Genomic DNA, 19,613 nt, shown 5'->3' on the forward strand with positions numbered 1-19,613 from the left:
ATCATTTGTACTTTTGCAGGCCAAAATTAGTTTGGGAGTTAGAACAGGACGGGCTTTGGGCGCGAATACAGAACGCTTCACTCCCCTAACGACTAAAAGCCCAAACTAGATATTCGCGGGCGTGGCGAAATTGGTAGACGTGCCAGACTTAGGATCTGGTGCCGCAAGGCATGGGGGTTCGAGTCCCTCCGCCCGTACAAGTTTTAATTGTGAATGAGTGAATTAGCGAATGAGCGAATAGATTTTTATCTCTATATCCGCGTTTGTTAATTCACTCATTCTTTCATTCACTCAATCACTCAATATTTTTCTGTGGAAATTGCATTAGAAAAATCAACGGAAACCAACGCTTCGCTGAAAATCAAGCTTTCGAAAAGCGACTATCAGCCGGAAGTAGATAAGAAATTGAAAGACTACGGACGTCGGGCCAGCATCAAAGGGTTTCGTCCGGGTAAAGTGCCCACGTCGTTGATTCAGAAAATGTACGGCAAAAGTGTGCTGGTGGAAGAAATCAACGAGTTATTGAAAAACACGGTTAGTAACTACATCCGCGACCATAAATTGCAGGTGGTTGGCGATCCGCTGCCCGACCGCGAGCAGGCCGACGCCATCGACTGGGATAGCCAGAATGAGTTTGAATTCAATTATAACATCGGCCTGGCTTCGGACTTTGAAGTCGATTTCGACGCCTTGCCACCCGTACCGTCTTACGAAATTCAAGCGGGTGAAACCGAGTTGAATTCTACCATCGAAGAACTGAAAACCCGGTTTAGCGGTCAGGGGCACGTCGAAGAATCAGCCGAAGGCGACATGATTTACGGCGAACTGAAGCAACAGGCGAAAGAAGACGGCGAACCGTTTGCCACCAAAACCGCTTTCCCAACCAAGCAAATCGCGGCCGAAGAACTGCCGAAATTTGTGGGTCTGAAAAAAGGCGATACCGTCACCTTCGATATTCAGAAAACATTTGTTGACGAGAAAGCCCGCGGGCTGGCGACTGGCCTGAAAGGGGAAGAAGCCGCCAATCTGGAAGGTGAGTTTACCTTTACCGTCGATGACATTACCCGCAGCGAACCGGCGGAAATCGGCCAGGAGTTTTTCGATAAAGTGCTGGGGAAAGATGCCGTTGAAACGGAAGAGCAGTTCCGCGAAAAAGTGCTGGAAGTGATCAAAGGCAACTACGGACGGGAGTCAGCGACGCTGGAACGGCTTGATATTGAGCAGGCTTTGCTGGATAACATTACCATCGAACTGCCGAATGATTTCCTGAAGCAGTGGTTGCTGACCACCAACGAAGGCAGTGTGACGGAAGCCGAAGTGGAAGAGCAATACGATGCCTTCGCCCGTTCGGTGAAACTGCAACTGATCAAAAACAAAATTGCCAGCCAGAACGAGATCAACGTGACCTACGAAGACGTGCTGAACGTGACCCGGGGCATGGTGCGCGAACAGTTCGGCTTCTACGGCGATGATGAGTCGATGAACCAGAGCATCGACAAGATTGCCCAGCAGTATTTGATGGATGAAAAAGGCGAAAATTACATGAAAATGTACAACCGCCTGTCCGACGATAAAGTGATCGAGCTGATCAAAAGCAAGTTGACGCTGGAGCCGCGGACGGTTTCCGTGGATGAATTCAAGGAATTGGTGAGCACCCGCCAACCGGTATAATACTTACCCTGTTAGCGCCGGGCCGACGTTTCGGTTGTAAACCCTGACCGCGGTGGAGGTGTTGTTTAAAGAATCGGGTTTTAATTCCCACCCTGTCTGCGGTTATAAACCCTGACAGGGTGGGAATTAAAACCCGATTCGGTTTCGGTCGGTGGGTGGAATGAGATGGCGAACCACTTCGACTAGGGTCATATCTTCGGCTTTCCGTTTCCAGTAGGCCACTTCCATTCGCAGCTTTTCGATTTCCAGGTCTTTCCGCTCCTGCGCGGATTTCAGCGTTTCGACCTGGTGAACCACTTCGGCCGGGTACAATTCTTGGTGGGGCTGGATTTCTCCCGACAGCAATTGGGCGGCCGTGGTGCCGAGTGCCGTTGCAATTTGCTGCAAGCGCGAGAGCGTTACATCCGTTTTTCCCCGCTCAATGTCCCCGTAAGCGGTGGTGGAGAGGCCCAGCATATCGGCCATATTTTCCTGCGAATACCCCTTCTGTTGGCGCAGTAAACGGATTTGGGAACTTATCGTCATGACGTCTCAAGAAATTCTGATAATATAATAAGTCAAACCGACTATCAAAACCGGGTTTGATTGCCCATTTTTGTATCGTAACACGGACAAAGGGGAAGTTGGTTTCAAAACCGGTTTTCAGTCATCAACCTGCCTTTGTTCCGGAAAAAAAAACGAAGGCTGACAACCGGATACCAGAGAGTGCGTTAAGTTTGTATTTTCGTTGCGCTAAACAGAAGAATAATCAGTATGAATCAAGGAAATGAATTCCGCAAATTTGCCGTTCACCACATGGGTCTGAACGGGTTGACGGTGGATGGCTACGTGAACCATACCGTTGAAAATATGACCCGCTCCGTGATTGAAGAACGTCCGATGAACTTCCGCGAAGTCGACGTTTTCTCCCGGCTGATGGCCGACCGGATCATCTTCATGGGGATGGGCGTTGATGATAACATCGCCAACATCATTGTCGCACAGTTGCTTTTCCTGGAATCTGCCGATCCGAAAAAGGATATCCTGATGTACATCAACAGCCCCGGTGGCTCGGTGTATGCCGGTTTGGGAATTTATGACACCATGCAGTATGTCCGGCCCGACGTCGCCACGGTTTGTACGAGCCTGGCCGCTTCGATGGGTGCGGTATTGCTTTGTGGAGGAGCCGCCGGCAAACGCTCGGCACTGCCCCACGCCCGGGTGATGATTCACCAGCCATCGGGGGGAGCCCAGGGGCAGTCGGTTGATATCGAAATCACCGCCCGTGAAATTGTGAAACTGCGGGATGAACTCTACGAAATCATTGCGGATCACTCCGGAAAAACGAAGGAGCAGATCGAAAAAGATTCCGACCGCGACAAGTGGTTCCGGGCTGAAGAAGCCAAGGAATACGGCCTGATCGATGAGGTATTGCGTCGGGAAAAATAAGATCCGGAAGAATCGGATGCCCAAAACGGAAACTGTCTGCGACGGTTTCCGTTTTTTTTACCGGGAAAGTCACTATTTTAGCGTCTTCCTCTAAACTACGGCTATGAAAAAGAATATCCTGATCGGACTTGTCGTGTTATTCGTTGGTATTCAATTTATTCGGCCCGAAAAAAATGAAGGACCCGCAGATATGCCCCAGGACGTTACGCATTTTGTAACGGTACCGGATGCGGTGATGACCACCCTGAAACGGGCTTGCTACGATTGCCACTCCAACCACACAACATACCCCTGGTATGCCAGCGTCAGTCCGGTGAGCCTGTGGCTGGCCAATCACGTCGATGAGGGAAAGAGCGAATTGAATTTCTCCAATTTTGCCCAGTACGACAAAAAGCGCATGGATCACAAGCTGGAGGAAATGGCGGAAGAAGTGGAGGAAGGGCACATGCCTTTGCCAGCCTATACGCTGATTCATCAGGATGCCAAATTGAGCGAAGCCCAGCAGCAACTGATTGTCGAATGGGTCAAAACAGAGCGGGCGCGGCTGGGGGTCATTCCCGAAAAATAAAAAGTCTTCACAAAAAGCGGCTGGATTGGGGCGCAAAACCGGGTTCGGTTTGCTTTCCAGGCTCGTATCGTTTTCTGAATGCACCCTCATCAATTACCCAACCGAATTTTCTAGTATATTTGTTTTGGCACGACCCGGTTCCCCAGTGGGTTCTGCTTTTTTATCGGTTGAGCCGGAACCCGGCGGCTGATACCCAACGTTAAGCGAAAACGCGATCTAAATCGTTTAGAAAAATTTTTATGCCACAAGTGAGCTGTTCGTTCTGCGGACGACGGAAAAACGAGGTGTCCCTCCTGCTGTCGGGCATCGATGCCCATATTTGTAATTTCTGCATCGAGCAGGGCCATCAGGTGGTGCTGGAAGAAACCAAACCCAAACGGTCGAATCCGGAAGACCGCCCCAACTTCAATCTCGTCAAACCGATGGAGATGAAAAGTTACCTGGACCAATACATCATTGGGCAGGACGAGGCCAAAAAAGTAATGACCGTTGCCGTTTACAACCACTACAAACGGTTGATGCAGCCGCCAACGGATGACGAAATTCAGATTGAGAAATCGAATATTGTGATGGTTGGGGATACGGGAACCGGCAAAACCTATCTGGCGCGGACCATCGCGAAGATTTTGCAGGTGCCTTTCTGCATTGCCGACGCCACGGTCATTACCGAAGCCGGGTATGTGGGCGAGGATGTGGAAACCATTCTGACCCGTTTGTTGCAAGCCGCCGACTACAACGTCGAGAACGCCGAGCGGGGCATCGTTTACATCGATGAGATCGACAAAATTGCCCGGAAATCGGACAATCCGTCTATTACCCGGGATGTGAGCGGAGAAGGCGTACAACAGGCAATGTTGAAGCTGCTGGAAGGGTCCATCGTCAATGTGCCACCCCAGGGCGGTCGCAAACACCCCGACCAGCGCATGATTGCGCTCAACACGGAAAACATCCTGTTCATCTGCGGAGGAGCCTTTGACGGCATCGACCGGCACATCGGCAAGCGCGTGAATGCCCGGCCCATCGGTTTTTCGGGTGGCCGCCGGTTGAACGAATCGCTGGAGCGCGCGCATTTGATGCGGCACGTATCGGCGCAGGATCTGAAATCATTCGGTCTGATTCCGGAATTAATTGGCCGTTTGCCCGTCCTGACCTACCTCGAACCCCTCAGTTCTGAGGCTTTGCGCCGGATTCTGACGGAACCCAAAAACGCCATCACGAAGCAGTATGCCAAGCTGTTCCAGATGGAAGATATTCAATTGTACTGGGACGATCTGGCCCTGGATTATGTAGTCGATCAGGCGATGGTGTATAACCTGGGAGCCAGGGGATTACGCTCCATTTGCGAGTCGATCATTACGGATGCCATGTACGAACTGCCTTCAACGAAGGAAGTGAAGGAGTTGACCATCACAGTCGATTACGCCCGGGAGAAATTCGGGAAGTCGTCGCTGCACGTACTGCGGTCAGCCGCCTAGCCTGACGGACTAGAACCGGAATATTCCCGGTTCCAGTCCGTCAGATTTTTTTTGGGAAACAGAACAAATCCGGTTTTGGGAAGTTTTGGATACGAAGCAACCATCATGCTTCGTCAAAACCTCAATTATACCCGTATGAAAACTTCTTCCCGAAACGTGATTTATGCGTTGATCGCCACGGTTTTATTCAGCGCCTGCAGTCGTCCGTATGCCACTTACCAGAAAATGCCCGTTGAGCATTATGGCAGCCGGAAAACCCAAACCCCGGTAGCAGTGCCTACTGAAGTGGTGTCTGCTGAAAAAGCCCTTGCCACCACCCAACCAGACGCGGCAATTATCCCTTCTTCTTCTCTGCCTGCGGTCGTCGGCACACCCAGCACACCGTCAGCGGATGTAGCAAAAGCCAAAGCGGCCGTTGATCAGGTCGTCGCCAGCAGTGCCAACAAGGTAACGAGCAACAAGCTACAGAAAAGCATGGCCCGCATTCAGAAAATGCTGGGAGCTGAAAACACGCAAACGGCGATGGATGCCCGCAAAGCTGGTGTAGCCAAAAAAACCAATCTGGCCGAACGCTTGATGTTGAAAAACGTCGATAAAAAAATTAAAAGAGCCCTCGCACCCAATCACCCCAACGCACCCAAAGCCGTTAACGTCATCGTTACCGTGGGTGCCATTGTGGCACTGGTCGGTTTGATTTTATACTTAGCCACGACTTCCAACGCCATCGGGATTACGCTCCTCATTGTTGGACTTGTTCTGTTGCTGGTCGGATTGATCGTCTGACGGAACGTATAAAAGCGCCCGGTTTCAAAAACCGGGCGCTCACCTTTCCGCGGTTCTGGCGTGAAATGACCGTTTTTAAGTGCGGTAAATAAAATTATCCAGTTGCCCGTAGAGTTTTTGGTAAAAAAAAGGGCCAAGTTTTGCAGGGATGCTAATCATTCTGCTTTTTTGCCCCCATTTACAACGAATACACATTACTCATCTAATCTCCATTTTACATTTCATGAGAACATTTTCCAAACTGGCAGTGTATGCACTGCTTTCTTCAGCTTTGTTGAGTGCCTGTAGCCGTCCCTATGCTACGTATCAGAAAATGCCGGTCGAGCGCTTTGGCAGCCGTCAGGAGGTTCCTGCGGTTCAGGCCACGCCGACTCCTGCGGAAGACGTAGCGGTGGCATCGGTAGAAACACCGGCCCTGACGCCCGCTGAGCAGGCAACGCCCCTGACTACGGCGGCAGCGCTGAAAAACGTTGAGCAGAAACTCCAGGAAACCGTTGCTCGCAATGATAATAAACTGGCCGGTAACAAAAAGCTGGAGAAGCGGATGGCCCGCGTTCAAACCATGCTGGCGGAAGCGAGTGCCAAAGCCGCTACCACGACCACGAAGGCATCGGCTTCAGCATTGACCTCGACGCACAAAATGAATCTGGCGGAGCGGATGATGATGAAGAAAATCGACAAGAAGATCAAAAACTCGCTGGCTCCGGACGAAGCAAAAGCCATGAGCCGGACGCTCCGGGCGGGCGTTATTCTCGGCGTAGTGGGTTTGATTTTAGTTATTTTGGGAATTCCGGTCTTGTCGTTGATTGGTCTTTTGGCACTGATTGCCGGTCTGGTACTGATTCTGGTGGATGTGCTCGCGCAGGCGTAGCGAATCGTACCCGATTTGGTCATAAAGATAACTTAGTTTGGCGTAGTAATCGACTTCCGGGTCGGCTACTACGCCGAACTGTTTTCAGACTTCCCGGTTATTACCTCTACACACCTTAAAAGCAATGGAACGATGAGTGAAAAACCAGTTATTGTGTTGATTCACGGCCACGGCGTCGATGCGGCCATCTGGAATACGGTCTATGACGAGCTGACCACCCACTACCGCGTTGTGAAACCTGATCTTTCTCAACAAACCCGGCACGAATCGATGGATGCCTACGCCGAGGACCTGTTTAGTCTTCTGCAATCGTCGGAAATCGAATCGTGCGTGCTGGTCGGCCATTCGATGGGGGGCTACATTGCGCTGGCTTTTGCCGAACAGTATCCCGCGCTGGTCAGCGGTTTAGCGTTGCTCAATTCAACGGCTTTTGCCGACGATGAAGCCAAGAAACAGGCGCGGCAGAAGGCAGTCGACACCATGCAGGCCAACGGTTCAGCGCCCTTTATCGAACAAACCGTTCCTAAAATGTTCGGAGAGACTTTCCGTAAAAACCATACGGATGTGGTGCAGCAGTACGTACAACAGTACTCGACACTCCCGGCAGAAGCCCTCATTGCGGGCGTCAAGGCCATGGCTTCGCGTTCCGATCGGACGGCGGTTTTGAAAGAGGCCGCTTTCCCGGTATTGATTATTGCCGGGCAGCAGGACCAGATCGTACCGATTGAAAAAAGCCGGGAATTGTTCACAGCGGTTCCCAATGCGAAAACCGTTATCCTGGAAAATGCCGGCCATCTGGGCATGATCGAAAGTCCGGACGACGTGATAACGGCTATCCGGGACTTTGTGGCCGGTTTATAACGACACAATTGAATAAATCCGAAGCGGTATGGGGGGAACCTGATACCGCTTTTCGTTTTACGGCAACCGGAACTGAAAGGGGATAAAAGCCGGATGACCGATTAATAAATCACCCGGCTGGTTTCGGGTGGTTTGCGATACCTTTAGGCCTATATCTACGGATGGAAGTTATGACGGAATCCGCAATTCACCACACCCCTTTACGCAGCAGACGCATGCCCATGGTCGCCGATGTCGAACGAATTGCGGCCCTGACCGACCCGGTGGTTCGGAACCTGCAGATTACGCAGTGTTACTACGAACTTTCGTCGGTTTTTGCCGAACGCTCCGGCGCGGGAGCCAACTGGTGTACCTACGCCACCTGGGCCTCCAAACAGGCCGGACAAACCATCCGCCGGGAGGACGTGGTTCGGGAACTGGAAGCGCGTTTGCGCATTCAGTCGGAAGCCGGTGAGGCCATTCAGAAAATCATTGGTCTGGTGCGGCAACTGGGTGCCAAACAAAAGCCGGATGCCATTCGAAGCGTTATCTGGAACACCGTCGTTATGACCGCGCTCAACCGGGCAAGCGAGGCCGTGAGTCGGGGAAACCGGAAGGTATTTATCGAAATTGGGCGCGAGTTTGCGCGGTTTATGGCGATTTGCCAGCCTGATACGGTTTACGATCCGGCTCATCTCGAACAGTTTTTACGGGAACTCCGGCCCGGCAACCCACCCGAGGGACAGCAATATCTCCGGCAGGCTTTCACGTCGTATTACCAGTCCTGGTTTGAAACCGATCCGAAGCAACAGGCCGAACTCCGGCTGCTGGCGAATCTCCGGATCGGGTTTCACGAACAAACCCGCTTGCAACCCGAAATTGCCGAATCGCTCAACATGGCTCCCATTGATCCGGCGGTGCTGAAAAACCGCCTGATGGAACTCGTGTTTCCGGCGGGCAGTGTGCTGGGCCGAATGCGGTTGCTCTTTCTGGAAACCATCGGTCAGATTGCCCCCCTGGATCGCGCCATCGAATCGCTGGTGGCTGCCATCCATCAGCAGATTCGGCTGGTGGTGACCGAACAACTGATGACGATGTCCTTTCCACCCAATGTACGACTGCGGCTGGGCCGCGATTTGCTGGTGGATTTTCCGGCTTCGCTCCGGCTGATTACCAATCCGGATTTGCAAACGCTGCTGCTCCAAATCGACCCGACGGCCAACAGCTTGCTGGAAACCGGCGCGCGCGACTGGGCCGATCTGACCGAGCGAATTCACTTCATTGCCGACCTCTTCCGCTGCTACCACGAATCGACGGCTCTGTACGAGGCCCCCTTTTCACCCGATCAGGTGGCGGTTTTGGCGACGGGTAAACGACCCACCGGCCGACTTTGAACCTCTGTCCGCCATTGATGGTTATCAAAAGCAGGCAGTCAGGCCTGCTTTTTACATTTTTAGCAACGATTTATCGTCAGAATGCGTAAAATTGCAGGCTGAAAATCAAGTACCTGAAATTAGTAATTCGCTTAATCCAGTTTCAAAATGCTTTTCAACGTCTATCCGCTCTACGACATCGAACCCATTCGGGCGCAGGGCAGCTATTTATGGGACACCAAGGGGGATCGTTACCTCGACTTATACGGTGGTCACGCGGTTATTTCAGTCGGCCATACCCATCCCAAATACGTCAGGGCGTTGACGGAGCAGTTGAACCGGATTTCGTTCTATTCCAATTCCGTACGGATTCGGCAGCAGGAAGAATTGTCGGAAAAACTGGGCACGATGTCGGGCTACCCGGATTACGCGCTGTTTCTGTGCAATTCCGGGGCCGAAGCCAACGAGAATGCCCTGAAACTGGCGTCGTTCCATACGGGTCGGAAAAACGTGGTGGCTTTCAAAAAGTCGTTCCACGGCCGGACCGCCGGAGCCGTAGCGGCTACGGACAACCCGTCCATCGTAGCCCCCATTAACTACAACGAACACGTTACGTTCCTGCCGTTTAACGACATCGAAGCCGCAAAGGCTGGTATTACCGACGAAACCTGTGCTGTCATCATCGAAGGCATCCAGGGTGTTGGCGGGATTCAGGTCGCTAGCAATGCGTTTCTGCAAGCCCTGCGTCAGAAGTGTGATGAAACCGGTGCCATTTTGATCCTGGACGCGGTTCAGTGCGGTTATGGTCGTTCGGGCAAATTCTTCTCCCACCAGTTCAGCGGCATCACGCCGGATCTGATCACGATGGCGAAGGGCATGGGCAACGGTTTTCCGATTGGCGGGGTGCTGATTTCGCCAAAATTCCATGCGACGTACGGTTTGCTCGGCACCACCTTCGGCGGCAACCACCTGGCCTGTACGGCCGGAATTGCGGTGCTGGACATCATGCAGGAAGAAAACTTGATCGAAAATGCTGCCCAAATCGGTGAATATATTATGGACGGCGTTCGGCAGATTGGTGGTTACAAAGACCTGCGGGGCCGGGGTTTGATGATCGGGATTGAATATGATTTCCCGGTCGAATCATTGCGGAATTCGTTGCTGTTCGAACACCGCATTTTTACGGGCGTTGCGGGAAAAAATACCATTCGCCTGCTGCCTTCGCTGGCGCTGGGCCGCGAGGAAGTCGATGTATTTCTGGAAGCATTGAGCAAAGAAGTGCGCGTAGTTTCTTAACCGCTTAAACCTGACTCTGCTACTAGAAATGACCAATTTTTTAGCGTACGACGACGTAACCGATTTGAATGCCCTCATTCAGGAGGGATTGAATGCCAAACAGAATCCTTTTGCCGATCAGTCGCTGGGCCGAAATAAAACGATTGGCCTGATCTTCTTCAATTCCAGTCTGCGGACCCGCATGAGCACCCAAAAAGCCGCTCAGAACCTCGGCATGAACGTGATCATGATGAACGTGGGGCAGGATAGCTGGGGGCTGGAAATGGAGGAAGGAACCGTCATGGACGGCGACAAGGCCGAACACGTCAAGGAAGCAGCCGCCGTGGTCGGCAAATACTGCGATATTGTAGCCGTTCGGGCCTTTGCCGGCCTGAAAGACCGCGAACAGGATTACCGGGAAGTGGTGATGAACCAGTTCAAAAAATACGCCGGGGTTCCCATCGTCAATCTCGAATCGGCCACGCGCCATCCGCTGCAATCGCTGGCCGACTGCATCACCATCGAAGAGTTCAAAGTCCGGAAACGTCCTAAAATCGTGTTGACGTGGCTCCCACATTTCAAACCGCTTCCGCAGGCCGTGGCCAACTCGTTTTGCGAGTGGATCAACCACATGGATGCCGAGTTTGTGGTGACGCACCCCGAAGGCTACGACCTGGCACCGGAGTTTGTCGGCAACGCCCGCGTATCCTATAATCAGGACGAAGCCTTTGAAGGCGCCGATTTTATTTACGGCAAAAACTGGTCCTCCTACCAGCAATACGGGCAGGTGTTGACCCAGGATGCGTCGTGGATGGTGACCATGGATAAAATGAAGCTGACCGACAACGGAAAATTCATGCACTGTCTGCCGGTTCGTCGCAACATGAAAGTAACGGATGAGGTGCTGGACAGTCCGCAATCGCTCGTGATCGAACAGGCCGCCAACCGGGAATGGTCGGCGCAGGCGGTATTGAAAGGCGTATTGCAAGGATTATGAACAGTCTGACCATCATTAAAATAGGCGGAAACGTCATCGACAACCCCGACGCACTGACCCACTTTCTGGCTTCGTTTCGCGGGATTCACGGGCATAAAATTCTCATCCACGGGGGTGGTAAAATTGCCACCCAGGTTGCCGAAAAGCTGGGCATTTCGACTACGATGGTCGAGGGACGACGGATTACGGACCAGCCGATGCTTGATGTGGTAACGATGGTTTATGGCGGACTGGTCAACAAGCAGATTGTGGCGAAGCTACAGTCCCTTGGCGTCGATGCCATCGGGTTGACCGGTGCGGATGCCAATACCGTCCTTTCCAAAAAGCGGGCGGTTGGAGCCATCGACTACGGTTTTGTTGGCGATATTGAAGAGGTCAATTCCGGCCAGATTCAGTATTTTGTCCGGCAGAATCTGACCCCGGTTTTTGCGCCCCTGACCTACGACCGCACCGGAAGTTTGCTCAATACCAATGCCGACACCATGGCATCGGCGATTGCCGTGGACATGGCGATTCGTAACGAGGTGACGCTGGTGTATTGTTTCGAGAAGAAGGGGGTTTTATCCGATCCGGACAACGACGACAGCGTGATTGCCGAACTGACCCCCGAAAGCTACGCCGACTACAAAAGCCAGGGAGTCATCAACAAAGGCATGATTCCCAAGCTGGACAACGCCTTCAAAGCGGTGGAAAAGGGGGTGAAACGCGTCATTATCTGCCACGCCAACCTAGTGGCTGAAGCCGTGAGCGGGAGTGGTGTCGGCACGGTTTTGCGTTTGGGCGTTCCCGCCTAGCCAACCACCCGCCGGATGCCGACGTACCGTTGTTGGTAGTAACTCGCGTGCAGCCAGTCGTAACGCACCCCGCCGTTCCAGGCCGAATGGATGAACTTGATGCGGTCGCCCACAATCTCGACAATCATGCCGACATGTCCGATGTGACTGCTGCGTGAGCTGTGGCCTTTGAAGAAAATAAGGTCGCCGGGGCGGGCTACCTCCTGATCGATTTTGACACCGACGTTGCCCTGAGCGGCACTGGAATGCGGTAAGGTAATCCCGAATTTACTGAAACAAAACCGGGTGAAGCCGGAGCAATCGAAGCCGCGGGGTGACGAACCGCCGGAGCGATACCGCGAAGAAATGTATTTTTTGGCGTAGCCGAGAATGTCGTGAACGAGGGGAATCCGCTCGTAAAAAGCGGTTTGATCGGTGGTATCCGCCGAAACGGGATGGTTTACCGGGTGCTTTTTTGCGATTCGTTTTAGCGGGCGATGGGCTTGAGCAATGCCAAACGAGACAACGCAAAGCGCTGTCAGGAGCACTTTTCTAATCATAAATTAGTAGGTCAAGTCAAGTTTCGATTTCTAAAAATAGAACCGTTTGCTAAAAAGTCCAAACAATTTACTGCTTTTTACACAGTGGTAACAAATAAATAATGGTAGGCTTTTAGATACCAACAGGCGTAGGGGTAGGGCTAAACTGCTGAGGGCAAGCGGTTTTTGAGGCCCTTTAGCGTGGCGGAAATGGAGGAGAACTTGATGCCGCTTACTAAAAAGTCAGTTGGGCTGCATTTCGAGCAAAATGATCTGGGTCCACTGGTTTTTGCCGGTATTATCGTCCGACATCACCACCAGGATTTTCCGGCCATCGACGTCTTCGCCCCAGGCCATGCTCTCCAGGTTGTCGGGCCGAAAACCGTTCCGCCCGTTGAAATCGAAAGCCGGTTTATCTTTCCGTTTGAGGAGTTGCCGACGGGTTTCGTCCACCTGCGCTTCGTAGAGTTTCACGGTGACGGCCTTCGTGGTTTTTTCGTAACAGCGTTCCAGGACCAGCAGCCGGGTTTCGTCGCCCGGAACCGAAATAATCTCCGACACCCCGCCGAGGGCTTCGTTGGAGTCGCTCGGGCAGACATTCCGGTCGATCTCGTAACTGAACTCAGCGTCGAACACCACCGAGCCGTTGCTTTTTTTATACCGGTAAAAATGAATCAGCGGATGGTCGACCCGGGCTTCTTCCCGCGAACCGGCTTCGGGGGCAACCCACAGATACTGCGGAGTTACGGCGAGTCCTTCGATGCCTTTGTTTTTTTTGGGGATGGGCAGGACGTGGGGCAAGGTCAGTCGCCGGATGGAATCGCCCGGCTGCGGGAGCGAATGCGGTTTAAAACCGACGTAGGATTCCTGATCGTTTTCGACGGCAAAAAAATAGGTATCCAGGGAGGCATCATACCGCACGGCTTCGAGGAACAGGCCCGTTTGAAAGTTTGAATCGGGCTTGCAGACCCAGTCGGAAAGCTGATGAATGGTTTTGAAAAGGTGGTATGCTCCCCGGTCTTCGGCCAACTGCCATTCCTGCCGCCCCGAAATGTATTCTATTCCGGAAATATTATGGAGGTTACGGCTGCGGGGCAGTGTCAGGTAGTCTTTGAAAGCAAAAGATAACGTTTGGCTGTGGGCCGAAAGGGTACAGACAAGACCGAAGACAATGCCCAAGAGGTTTTTCATAAAGCAAAGTACGGTGTGTGGTACCAAAAGACAAAATGCAAAAACCGCCCGTCCTCACATCATTATGGGAGGGCCGGGGGCGACGACTTCGGCCTGGGACGCCGGAACCAGACAACGAACGGTGATCGTTGTGCCTTCGCCGGGCTGCGAGCGGATGTCGATCTCACCCCCAAGTCGGGCCATACGCTGGTGCATGTTGGTCAAACCGCTGCCGGTTCGGGGATTCTTCGGGTTAAAACCCACGCCATTGTCGCGGATCACCAGCCCGAGGGTTTCCTGGGTTACCGTCAGATTGATCGTAACCGTGTGGGCGTGGGCGTGACGGACGATGTTGTGCAGAATTTCCTTGTAGATCAGGAAAAAATCGCGCCGGTGCTGGGGGGAGAGCAAACCCGCCGGGAGGTTCTTCTGAAATGTTATTTCCAGGTCTACGGGCGTATGTTCAAACAGATTATAGGCGGTTTCTTTCAGGCGCAGGCTCAACTGTTCCATCGAATCCTGGGTAGAGTTCAGGCTCCAGATGATTTCCCGCATGGCCGACATGACGTTTTGAGTGGTTTCGCCAATGATGGTCAGGGCCGTCCGTACTTTTTCGGGCTGGTGGTCGAGTTGCCGGATGGCCACGCCACTGAGGATGCTGATGCCGCTGAGGTCGGAGCCAATTTCGTCGTGCAGGTCGCGGGCGATGTCGTCGCGAATCCGCTGAAGTTGCTGCTGTTTGCGTTCGTTTTCCTGCAATTGTTCAATGAGCTGAGCCTGAAATTGAATTTTTTCCCGCTCGGTTTGCCGGTTTAGCAACGAAATGCCGACCGAAATGCAGATGGTTTCCAGCACAACGCCAATCTCCATCGGAATCATCGGAAAGGTAAATGGCGCATCCGGCTGGCGGTTGTCCCAGCCAAACTGGTGCATAACCAGGCCCAATAGCGCTCCCGAAACGTAGAACAAGGTGCCGGTAATGAAAAATGATACCACCTGATTTCGCAGCCTAAGAATGCGGGGAACGGTCGCCAGGGCACAAAAGCAGACAAAATACCGGCTTGCGATGTAGAATGCCCGCTGGAATGGGCCATCCGTTGTAGCCGTCAGAAATGTGATGGAATCAAAGACAATCAGCAGCAGAGCCAGGGCGGCAATCGCGTTGATCAGCCGAACGCTCACCCGATCGTTTGTCCGCAGATCCATCAGTGCAATGGCAAAACGGCCATAGATGATGAAAGAAAGGCATTGCACGACGCTTTCGGCCAGCAATGTCCGGTTGGTCAGGTCATCCGGGGCATGGGTGTCGATATAAAGATGACATAAGTCGTTGAGATGGAAGTAGCTCAACAGGCTGATGATGTAGGCACTATAGAGAAAATGAAGCCGCTTTCGGTGCCAGACATACGAAATCAGGGTGTAGATCAGCATCATAAACAACATGCCATCCAGAAAAATACGCAGGGTTGGGTAGTCGGGGAAACGGTTCATGCGGGGTAGAGGCAATCGATCCTACAAACTACACAGGATGGTCTGTTATTTTGCTGCCGTTTACAAAAATGCGTATTTCTACGTAATCGCCAGGGGTTTGTCCCGTCACATGATCATGGGATTGACGGGCGTTCCGGGTGGGCCTACCTTTGGGCTGGTTCTAACAAACGACGGCTTTTCGCCTATATCCCGGCCATGAAACAAGTCCTTTACCTCACACTTTTTGTCGTAGTCATTTTTACCCTGTTTCAGTGTAAGAAAAGCACCGACCCTGTCACCCCCGGCAGCACCACGCCCCCCGGCAGCGGGACATCGGTGACGGGCACCAGCACCGCCCCTCTGGTCAACACGGCCACCGCCCCCACCACGTCCGCTGTGGCATCGACCTCGGCCACGGCATCGGGAGTGATCAGCGGCAACGGCGGTTCGGCCATTAGCCAGCACGGTTTTGTCTACAGCAAAACCAGCCAGACGCCCACCACCGCCGACAGCAAAACCGAACTGGGAGCCACCAGCGGGCCGTTTCCGCTGACGATCACCGGTAAGCTGACCGGCCTGGAAGCCAACACAACTTACTACCTGCGCGCCTATGCCACCAACGACAAGGGAACCGGTTATGGAACCGTGGCCCAGGTGAAGACAGCGGCTGCTACCACGACCGTGCCCGGAGAACTGAGCGGGACCTGGGTTGAACGGGCCAAATTTCCCGCCGATCCGCGCAATGATTTCTGGTTGGTAGCCGTCAACGACAAGGTTTACCTGTTAGGGGGTTACAGTGCTACACAGAGGTTTTACGACGCCTGGGAATACGACCCGGCGGGCAATCGCTGGACCGAAAAAGCCAAAACCGCTTTTACGCAATCGGCCATTTTCTTCCCGCCCATTCGACCGCTGGTTGCCAACGGAAAGATCTTTTTCCCGGCGGGGGTTGGCCCCACACCCGCCGATGTAAAAGCCAACGTCCATGAGTTTGACCCGGTTGCCAATAAATGGTCGGTCAAAGGCGCTTTGCCAGCGGGCTTCGACCCCTTCGGAACAGCCACCTTTGTGATCGGTGATAAGGCCTATTTTGCCGGGCATAGCAGTTCGACCGGTTTTGTCAAGAAAGTGTGGGAATACACGATTTCATCCGACAAATGGACGCAGAAAGCCGATCTGACCGGTCCGCTACAAGGCGGTTCTATCGGAGCTTCTATAAACGGAAAGGGGTTGGTCATTGGAGCCTCTGAGTCAGGGCAGCCGATTTCTACGCTGTCGTATGACCCTGCAACGGACAAATGGACAACCGCATCTACCCGGGATTACCTCGGTGCGGGTGGCAGTTCAAAGTCGCTCGGATTCAGTAGCGATAGAATCGTGGAGTACAACACCTGGACGGGACAGCAATACCGGGATGGCGTGATGCCCATTGTCCTCACGCTGGACCCCCTCAAGGTGACTCCTCAATTAACCAATCTGTTACCCTATCCCAAAGCCTGCGATGCTTATCCGAGAAGCAGTCTGAATATCGTGCACGTTGGTGACCGGATTTTTGCGGTGATTAGCAACACCAAACAGGTTGCCAATCTAACGGCCTGTGATAAGGAGGAAATGGGCAAACTCTATGAGTTTGTAAAAAAATAAGCGACTGACTCTGACCATTCCATCTAACTGATTCCTTCATGAGAACGCGTCTGTTTTCGCTTGTGATTTTCACAAGCCTGGCGATAGCCTTGCTCCATTGCAAAAAATCGGAACCCGATCCGGCGACGCCCGGCGGCACAACGCCCCCCGGCAGCAACACCTCGGTGACGGGGGCGGCCACCATCCCGGTTGTCAAAACCGCCCCGGCCATCACCGGCATTGCCAGCACCTCGGCGCAGGTGTCGGCGGTTCTGGGGAGTAATGGCGGGGAAGCCATCACGCAGCACGGCTATACCTATGCCGAAACCGGAAAGGAATCCAAACAAGTGAGCCTGGGGGCTACGAGCGGCCCCTTTCCGCTGACGGTCACCGCCAAACTGACCAATCTGTTGCCCAATACGGCGTATACCGTTTACTTTTTTGCGGTGAACAAAGTCGGGCAGATCAGTATGAAAGTGGATTTCAAAACCGAAGCACCCACCTCAGCGACGGTGTCCACGGGCGGGGTGGTGAGCAAAGCTAATTTTCCGGGGCAAAGCCGACGGCTGTCGCGCGTGTTTACGCTGAACGGGAAGCTGTATGTGCTGGGAGGAACGGATGAAACCAAATCGCCGAAGGTTGAACTCAATGATTTGTGGGAATACGATCCGGCTCAGGATAAATGGAGCCAGAAGGCGGCTTTGCCGGTAACGAACGGTTTTAATGTGAATTACACGCTTCCCGTCATGTCCATCGGAGGGAAGGCGTATACGATGCTCACGCTTCTGGGGGGAGCCAACATCACGACGTCCACGATGTATGTCTACGATCCCGCAGCGGACAAATGGACACCCAAAGGTTCGGTTCCCTTCATCGGCAACTGGCGGACTACGATGGTGCTGAATGGCAAAGGGTATGTCGTTGGCGGTGGATACAGCAAAACCGGGTCCAATACGGCAACGCTAATAGAACCCGGTAAAGCGGTTTATGAATATGACCCAACCACGGACAAATGGACCAAAAAGAAAGATTTTCCCGGAGAGGCTCGCTTTGGGGCCTATGGGACGGTGTATAATGGAAAAGGGTATATAATGGGCGGGAGTACTGAAAATTTCGGGAGTTTCAAGGATTTGTGGGAATACGATGCCGTTGCCGATGTCTGGACTCAGAAAACCGCTTCCCCGGTGGATATACAGGGGGGGCGTATAGTGGCAAAGCCTACCTGGTGGGTGGAAAGCTGACGTTTGTGCAACAGGCCGATAAATACTTTACCTATGATTTTGCTGCACAAGCGTGGTCAACGGCTCAGGCACCGGATGCCATCTACCGATCGCCCGCTGGCGGAGCAGGATGCACGACGTATGAATTTCAGGTGGAATCTCTTGGCAATAGCGCCTATTTATTTCACCAATACCGGAGCGTTTCGGGGACTCCCTGCACCAATCTAATGGGCCAATTCTGGCAATATACTCCTTAAACGATACATACTATGAAATACGGTTTCAATCAATTTCGACCTGGGTTTCTGGTCATGCTGGGTGTTTTCGCGTTGGCAGGCGGTTGCAAAAAAGACAACGAGCCCACCAGTGGTCTTTCGGCCAAGATTCAAAATATCGTCCCGCAGGCCACCATGGACGATCTGAAAGCCAAGGGGTTAGTTATTAATCAAGGGTCACAGCCACCCAATATCGAAGGTGTTTTTGAAATCAGCCCATACCGGTTGCTGAGTCCATACGGTCCCAACGATAATTTCAGGCAGGGGCGGGTGATCGGAAATTACAAATACCGGTTTTATCAGCAGCAGGGCGATGTGGTTCAGGTCGATTACAAAAACGCTTCAGGATCGGAAACGGGTACGGGCAAGGGGGCTTTGCTAGCCGGATCGGGCAATAAATTCACGCTTTTTCTGGAGACAGCGGGTACGGATTCCGGTATTTCGTTCAAGGCGCTGGACGTCGTATCGGGTGAAATTGGTCCCGACGGTATTCTGAATTTTCAAATCGGATTAACGATGACCCAGAAAACCGGCGACGACAAGAACACCAGGCTGATTCCGATCAATCAGGCCCGCATCTGGGAAGACGGCGACCAACTGGCGAAGAAGGTGACGACGTATTGAAAAACCGCTCTTTATCCTCTCCTGATCATGAAAAACAAAATTATTGCCTCCGTATGGCTACTGGCCGGAATCGTATTGAGTTCCTGTAGCCGAACGCAACTACTGCGATCGACTTTTGAAAATGATGCGGTAGGATCGCAGCCCAATCTGGAACTTCCCGGAGACCCCGTCGGCGATCGGATGCAATACCAAGATGTCATCGCCCCCCGGATACGGGTTCAAAATTCAACTATTGCTGGCGAAAAAGCGTTGCATTTTTCTCAAATACGAGTTGGTACGGTTGTATTTTTACGGCAATGGTAACATTAAAAGTGTTAGTGACATTGCCACAGATGCAGGAACCACCAATGAGAAGCCGATTGATTTAAAAAAGGCCCATGCGGTTTTTGTTGAAATTGACCTGCGTACTAAAAAATATGACTTGAATATTGTTACGGCTGATAACACAATTAATTTGCGCACACAGCCACTTGCAACCCTTAGCGGCACAATGCAAGCCTATCCAATTCCATTTAATCCCAAAATAGCTTTTCGGCTGGATCAAGGCGTAAGTGACTATCGGAAATACATTCTGGAAAGTGTGGAAATCTCACAGGAAAATTAGCAAAGCCGAAGTTAGGCGCATCGAAATTTCCGGT

At 52.6% G+C, this 19,613-nt stretch carries 20 protein-coding genes and 1 tRNA gene; 17 read left to right on the forward strand and 4 right to left on the reverse strand.

Annotated features, from left to right (window positions below; genetic code table 11):
• The first annotated feature begins 115 nt into the window (after nucleotides 1-115).
• Both ACS5NO_RS05415 and tig read left to right on the forward strand, forming a co-directional pair.
• Nucleotides 116-197, forward strand: a tRNA-Leu gene (locus ACS5NO_RS05415).
• A gap of 115 nt (nucleotides 198-312) precedes the next feature.
• Entirely contained in the window at nucleotides 313-1,671 is a 1,359-nt protein-coding gene (gene tig, locus ACS5NO_RS05420) for a trigger factor (protein WP_439414190.1), read from the forward strand.
• 126 nt (nucleotides 1,672-1,797) lie between these two features.
• Here the strand turns inward: tig and ACS5NO_RS05425 are convergent, their stop codons facing one another.
• The gene (locus ACS5NO_RS05425) at nucleotides 1,798-2,196 is read right to left on the reverse strand and encodes a helix-turn-helix domain-containing protein (protein ID WP_439414191.1); all 399 of its coding nucleotides are present in this window, start codon (nucleotides 2,194-2,196) and stop codon (nucleotides 1,798-1,800) included.
• Nucleotides 2,197-2,424: 228 nt separating this feature from the next.
• On the opposite strand from ACS5NO_RS05425, the gene ACS5NO_RS05430 reads away from it, so the two are divergent.
• From ACS5NO_RS05430 to argB, 10 genes are all read left to right on the forward strand, one after another.
• On the forward strand, nucleotides 2,425-3,099 hold the full coding sequence (locus tag ACS5NO_RS05430) for a ClpP family protease (protein ID WP_114409442.1): 675 nt from the start codon (nucleotides 2,425-2,427) through the stop codon (nucleotides 3,097-3,099).
• Nucleotides 3,100-3,202: 103 nt separating this feature from the next.
• Entirely contained in the window at nucleotides 3,203-3,667 is a 465-nt protein-coding gene (locus ACS5NO_RS05435; RefSeq protein WP_439414192.1) for a heme-binding domain-containing protein, read from the forward strand.
• Between the two features lie 239 nt (nucleotides 3,668-3,906).
• Nucleotides 3,907-5,142, forward strand: coding sequence for an ATP-dependent Clp protease ATP-binding subunit ClpX (gene clpX, locus ACS5NO_RS05440; protein WP_138989556.1), 1,236 nt, complete (start codon nucleotides 3,907-3,909; stop codon nucleotides 5,140-5,142).
• Between the two features lie 135 nt (nucleotides 5,143-5,277).
• The gene (locus ACS5NO_RS05445) at nucleotides 5,278-5,925 is read left to right on the forward strand and encodes a hypothetical protein (RefSeq protein ID WP_439414193.1); all 648 of its coding nucleotides are present in this window, start codon (nucleotides 5,278-5,280) and stop codon (nucleotides 5,923-5,925) included.
• A 223-nt stretch (nucleotides 5,926-6,148) separates the two neighbouring features.
• Nucleotides 6,149-6,796 carry a hypothetical protein gene (locus tag ACS5NO_RS05450; RefSeq protein WP_439414194.1) on the forward strand — a complete coding sequence of 216 codons (648 nt, stop codon included), beginning with the start codon at nucleotides 6,149-6,151 and terminating at the stop codon, nucleotides 6,794-6,796.
• Between the two features lie 132 nt (nucleotides 6,797-6,928).
• A complete protein-coding gene (locus ACS5NO_RS05455; protein WP_439414195.1) occupies nucleotides 6,929-7,657 on the forward strand; it encodes an alpha/beta fold hydrolase in 729 nt (242 codons plus the stop codon).
• Nucleotides 7,658-7,872: 215 nt separating this feature from the next.
• On the forward strand, nucleotides 7,873-9,030 hold the full coding sequence (locus tag ACS5NO_RS05460; RefSeq protein ID WP_439414196.1) for a hypothetical protein: 1,158 nt from the start codon (nucleotides 7,873-7,875) through the stop codon (nucleotides 9,028-9,030).
• A gap of 147 nt (nucleotides 9,031-9,177) precedes the next feature.
• Nucleotides 9,178-10,305, forward strand: coding sequence for an aspartate aminotransferase family protein (locus ACS5NO_RS05465; protein WP_439414197.1), 1,128 nt, complete (start codon nucleotides 9,178-9,180; stop codon nucleotides 10,303-10,305).
• A 28-nt stretch (nucleotides 10,306-10,333) separates the two neighbouring features.
• Entirely contained in the window at nucleotides 10,334-11,281 is a 948-nt protein-coding gene (locus ACS5NO_RS05470; protein ID WP_439414198.1) for an N-acetylornithine carbamoyltransferase, read from the forward strand.
• Nucleotides 11,278-12,075: an acetylglutamate kinase gene (gene argB / locus ACS5NO_RS05475; protein WP_439414199.1), complete on the forward strand. Its 798-nt coding sequence runs from the start codon at nucleotides 11,278-11,280 to the stop codon at nucleotides 12,073-12,075. The genes ACS5NO_RS05470 and argB overlap by 4 nt, the downstream gene beginning before the upstream one ends.
• On the opposite strand, the gene ACS5NO_RS05480 is transcribed toward argB, so the two are convergent.
• From ACS5NO_RS05480 to ACS5NO_RS05490, 3 genes are all read right to left on the reverse strand, one after another.
• On the reverse strand, nucleotides 12,072-12,614 hold the full coding sequence (locus ACS5NO_RS05480; protein ID WP_439414200.1) for a C40 family peptidase: 543 nt from the start codon (nucleotides 12,612-12,614) through the stop codon (nucleotides 12,072-12,074). The two genes, argB and ACS5NO_RS05480, sit on opposite strands and share 4 nt — an antisense overlap.
• Nucleotides 12,615-12,836: 222 nt before the next feature.
• Nucleotides 12,837-13,784 (reverse strand): esterase-like activity of phytase family protein, encoded by a 948-nt coding sequence (locus ACS5NO_RS05485; RefSeq protein WP_439414201.1) that lies wholly within the window; start codon nucleotides 13,782-13,784, stop codon nucleotides 12,837-12,839.
• Nucleotides 13,785-13,838: 54 nt separating this feature from the next.
• Entirely contained in the window at nucleotides 13,839-15,254 is a 1,416-nt protein-coding gene (locus ACS5NO_RS05490; RefSeq protein WP_439414202.1) for a sensor histidine kinase, read from the reverse strand.
• Between the two features lie 195 nt (nucleotides 15,255-15,449).
• Here ACS5NO_RS05490 and ACS5NO_RS05495 point away from each other — a divergent pair, with 195 nt between their 5' ends.
• The 5 genes from ACS5NO_RS05495 (at nucleotide 15,450) to ACS5NO_RS05515 (ending at nucleotide 19,579) form a co-directional block, all read left to right on the forward strand.
• Nucleotides 15,450-16,877 carry a tRNA wybutosine-synthesizing protein 4 beta-propeller domain-containing protein gene (locus ACS5NO_RS05495; RefSeq protein WP_439414203.1) on the forward strand — a complete coding sequence of 476 codons (1,428 nt, stop codon included), beginning with the start codon at nucleotides 15,450-15,452 and terminating at the stop codon, nucleotides 16,875-16,877.
• A 38-nt stretch (nucleotides 16,878-16,915) separates the two neighbouring features.
• A complete protein-coding gene (locus ACS5NO_RS05500) occupies nucleotides 16,916-18,097 on the forward strand; it encodes a hypothetical protein (protein WP_439414204.1) in 1,182 nt (393 codons plus the stop codon).
• Between the two features lie 248 nt (nucleotides 18,098-18,345).
• Nucleotides 18,346-18,975, forward strand: a complete 630-nt coding sequence (locus ACS5NO_RS05505; protein WP_439414205.1) for a hypothetical protein — start codon at nucleotides 18,346-18,348, stop codon at nucleotides 18,973-18,975.
• Between the two features lie 27 nt (nucleotides 18,976-19,002).
• The gene (locus ACS5NO_RS05510; RefSeq protein ID WP_439414206.1) at nucleotides 19,003-19,278 is read left to right on the forward strand and encodes a hypothetical protein; all 276 of its coding nucleotides are present in this window, start codon (nucleotides 19,003-19,005) and stop codon (nucleotides 19,276-19,278) included.
• Nucleotides 19,247-19,579 carry a hypothetical protein gene (locus tag ACS5NO_RS05515; RefSeq protein WP_439414207.1) on the forward strand — a complete coding sequence of 111 codons (333 nt, stop codon included), beginning with the start codon at nucleotides 19,247-19,249 and terminating at the stop codon, nucleotides 19,577-19,579. Before ACS5NO_RS05510 ends, ACS5NO_RS05515 begins: the two co-directional genes overlap by 32 nt.
• Nucleotides 19,580-19,613 lie beyond the last annotated feature (34 nt).

Origin of the sequence: Larkinella fluvii (assembly GCF_051857545.1) — a bacterium.
Taxonomy (GTDB): Bacteria; Bacteroidota; Bacteroidia; order Cytophagales; family Spirosomataceae; genus Larkinella.

What these genes read in the sequence shown, in the direction of transcription:
- ACS5NO_RS05500 (WP_439414204.1), top strand. Translation starts at nt 16,916, where the DNA reads ATGAGAACGCGTCTGTTTTCGCTTGTGATTTTCACAAGCCTGGCGATA.
- ACS5NO_RS05470 (WP_439414198.1), top strand. Translation starts at nt 10,334, where the DNA reads ATGACCAATTTTTTAGCGTACGACGACGTAACCGATTTGAATGCCCTC.
- ACS5NO_RS05445 (WP_439414193.1), top strand. Translation starts at nt 5,278, where the DNA reads ATGAAAACTTCTTCCCGAAACGTGATTTATGCGTTGATCGCCACGGTT.
- ACS5NO_RS05505 (WP_439414205.1), top strand. Translation starts at nt 18,346, where the DNA reads ATGAAATACGGTTTCAATCAATTTCGACCTGGGTTTCTGGTCATGCTG.
- ACS5NO_RS05490 (WP_439414202.1), bottom strand. Translation starts at nt 15,254, where the DNA reads ATGAACCGTTTCCCCGACTACCCAACCCTGCGTATTTTTCTGGATGGC.
- ACS5NO_RS05465 (WP_439414197.1), top strand. Translation starts at nt 9,178, where the DNA reads ATGCTTTTCAACGTCTATCCGCTCTACGACATCGAACCCATTCGGGCG.
- ACS5NO_RS05460 (WP_439414196.1), top strand. Translation starts at nt 7,873, where the DNA reads ATGCCCATGGTCGCCGATGTCGAACGAATTGCGGCCCTGACCGACCCG.
- ACS5NO_RS05455 (WP_439414195.1), top strand. Translation starts at nt 6,929, where the DNA reads ATGAGTGAAAAACCAGTTATTGTGTTGATTCACGGCCACGGCGTCGAT.
- ACS5NO_RS05425 (WP_439414191.1), bottom strand. Translation starts at nt 2,196, where the DNA reads ATGACGATAAGTTCCCAAATCCGTTTACTGCGCCAACAGAAGGGGTAT.
- clpX (WP_138989556.1), top strand. Translation starts at nt 3,907, where the DNA reads ATGCCACAAGTGAGCTGTTCGTTCTGCGGACGACGGAAAAACGAGGTG.
- ACS5NO_RS05485 (WP_439414201.1), bottom strand. Translation starts at nt 13,784, where the DNA reads ATGAAAAACCTCTTGGGCATTGTCTTCGGTCTTGTCTGTACCCTTTCG.
- argB (WP_439414199.1), top strand. Translation starts at nt 11,278, where the DNA reads ATGAACAGTCTGACCATCATTAAAATAGGCGGAAACGTCATCGACAAC.
- ACS5NO_RS05495 (WP_439414203.1), top strand. Translation starts at nt 15,450, where the DNA reads ATGAAACAAGTCCTTTACCTCACACTTTTTGTCGTAGTCATTTTTACC.
- ACS5NO_RS05510 (WP_439414206.1), top strand. Translation starts at nt 19,003, where the DNA reads ATGAAAAACAAAATTATTGCCTCCGTATGGCTACTGGCCGGAATCGTA.
- ACS5NO_RS05435 (WP_439414192.1), top strand. Translation starts at nt 3,203, where the DNA reads ATGAAAAAGAATATCCTGATCGGACTTGTCGTGTTATTCGTTGGTATT.
- ACS5NO_RS05450 (WP_439414194.1), top strand. Translation starts at nt 6,149, where the DNA reads ATGAGAACATTTTCCAAACTGGCAGTGTATGCACTGCTTTCTTCAGCT.
- ACS5NO_RS05480 (WP_439414200.1), bottom strand. Translation starts at nt 12,614, where the DNA reads ATGATTAGAAAAGTGCTCCTGACAGCGCTTTGCGTTGTCTCGTTTGGC.
- ACS5NO_RS05430 (WP_114409442.1), top strand. Translation starts at nt 2,425, where the DNA reads ATGAATCAAGGAAATGAATTCCGCAAATTTGCCGTTCACCACATGGGT.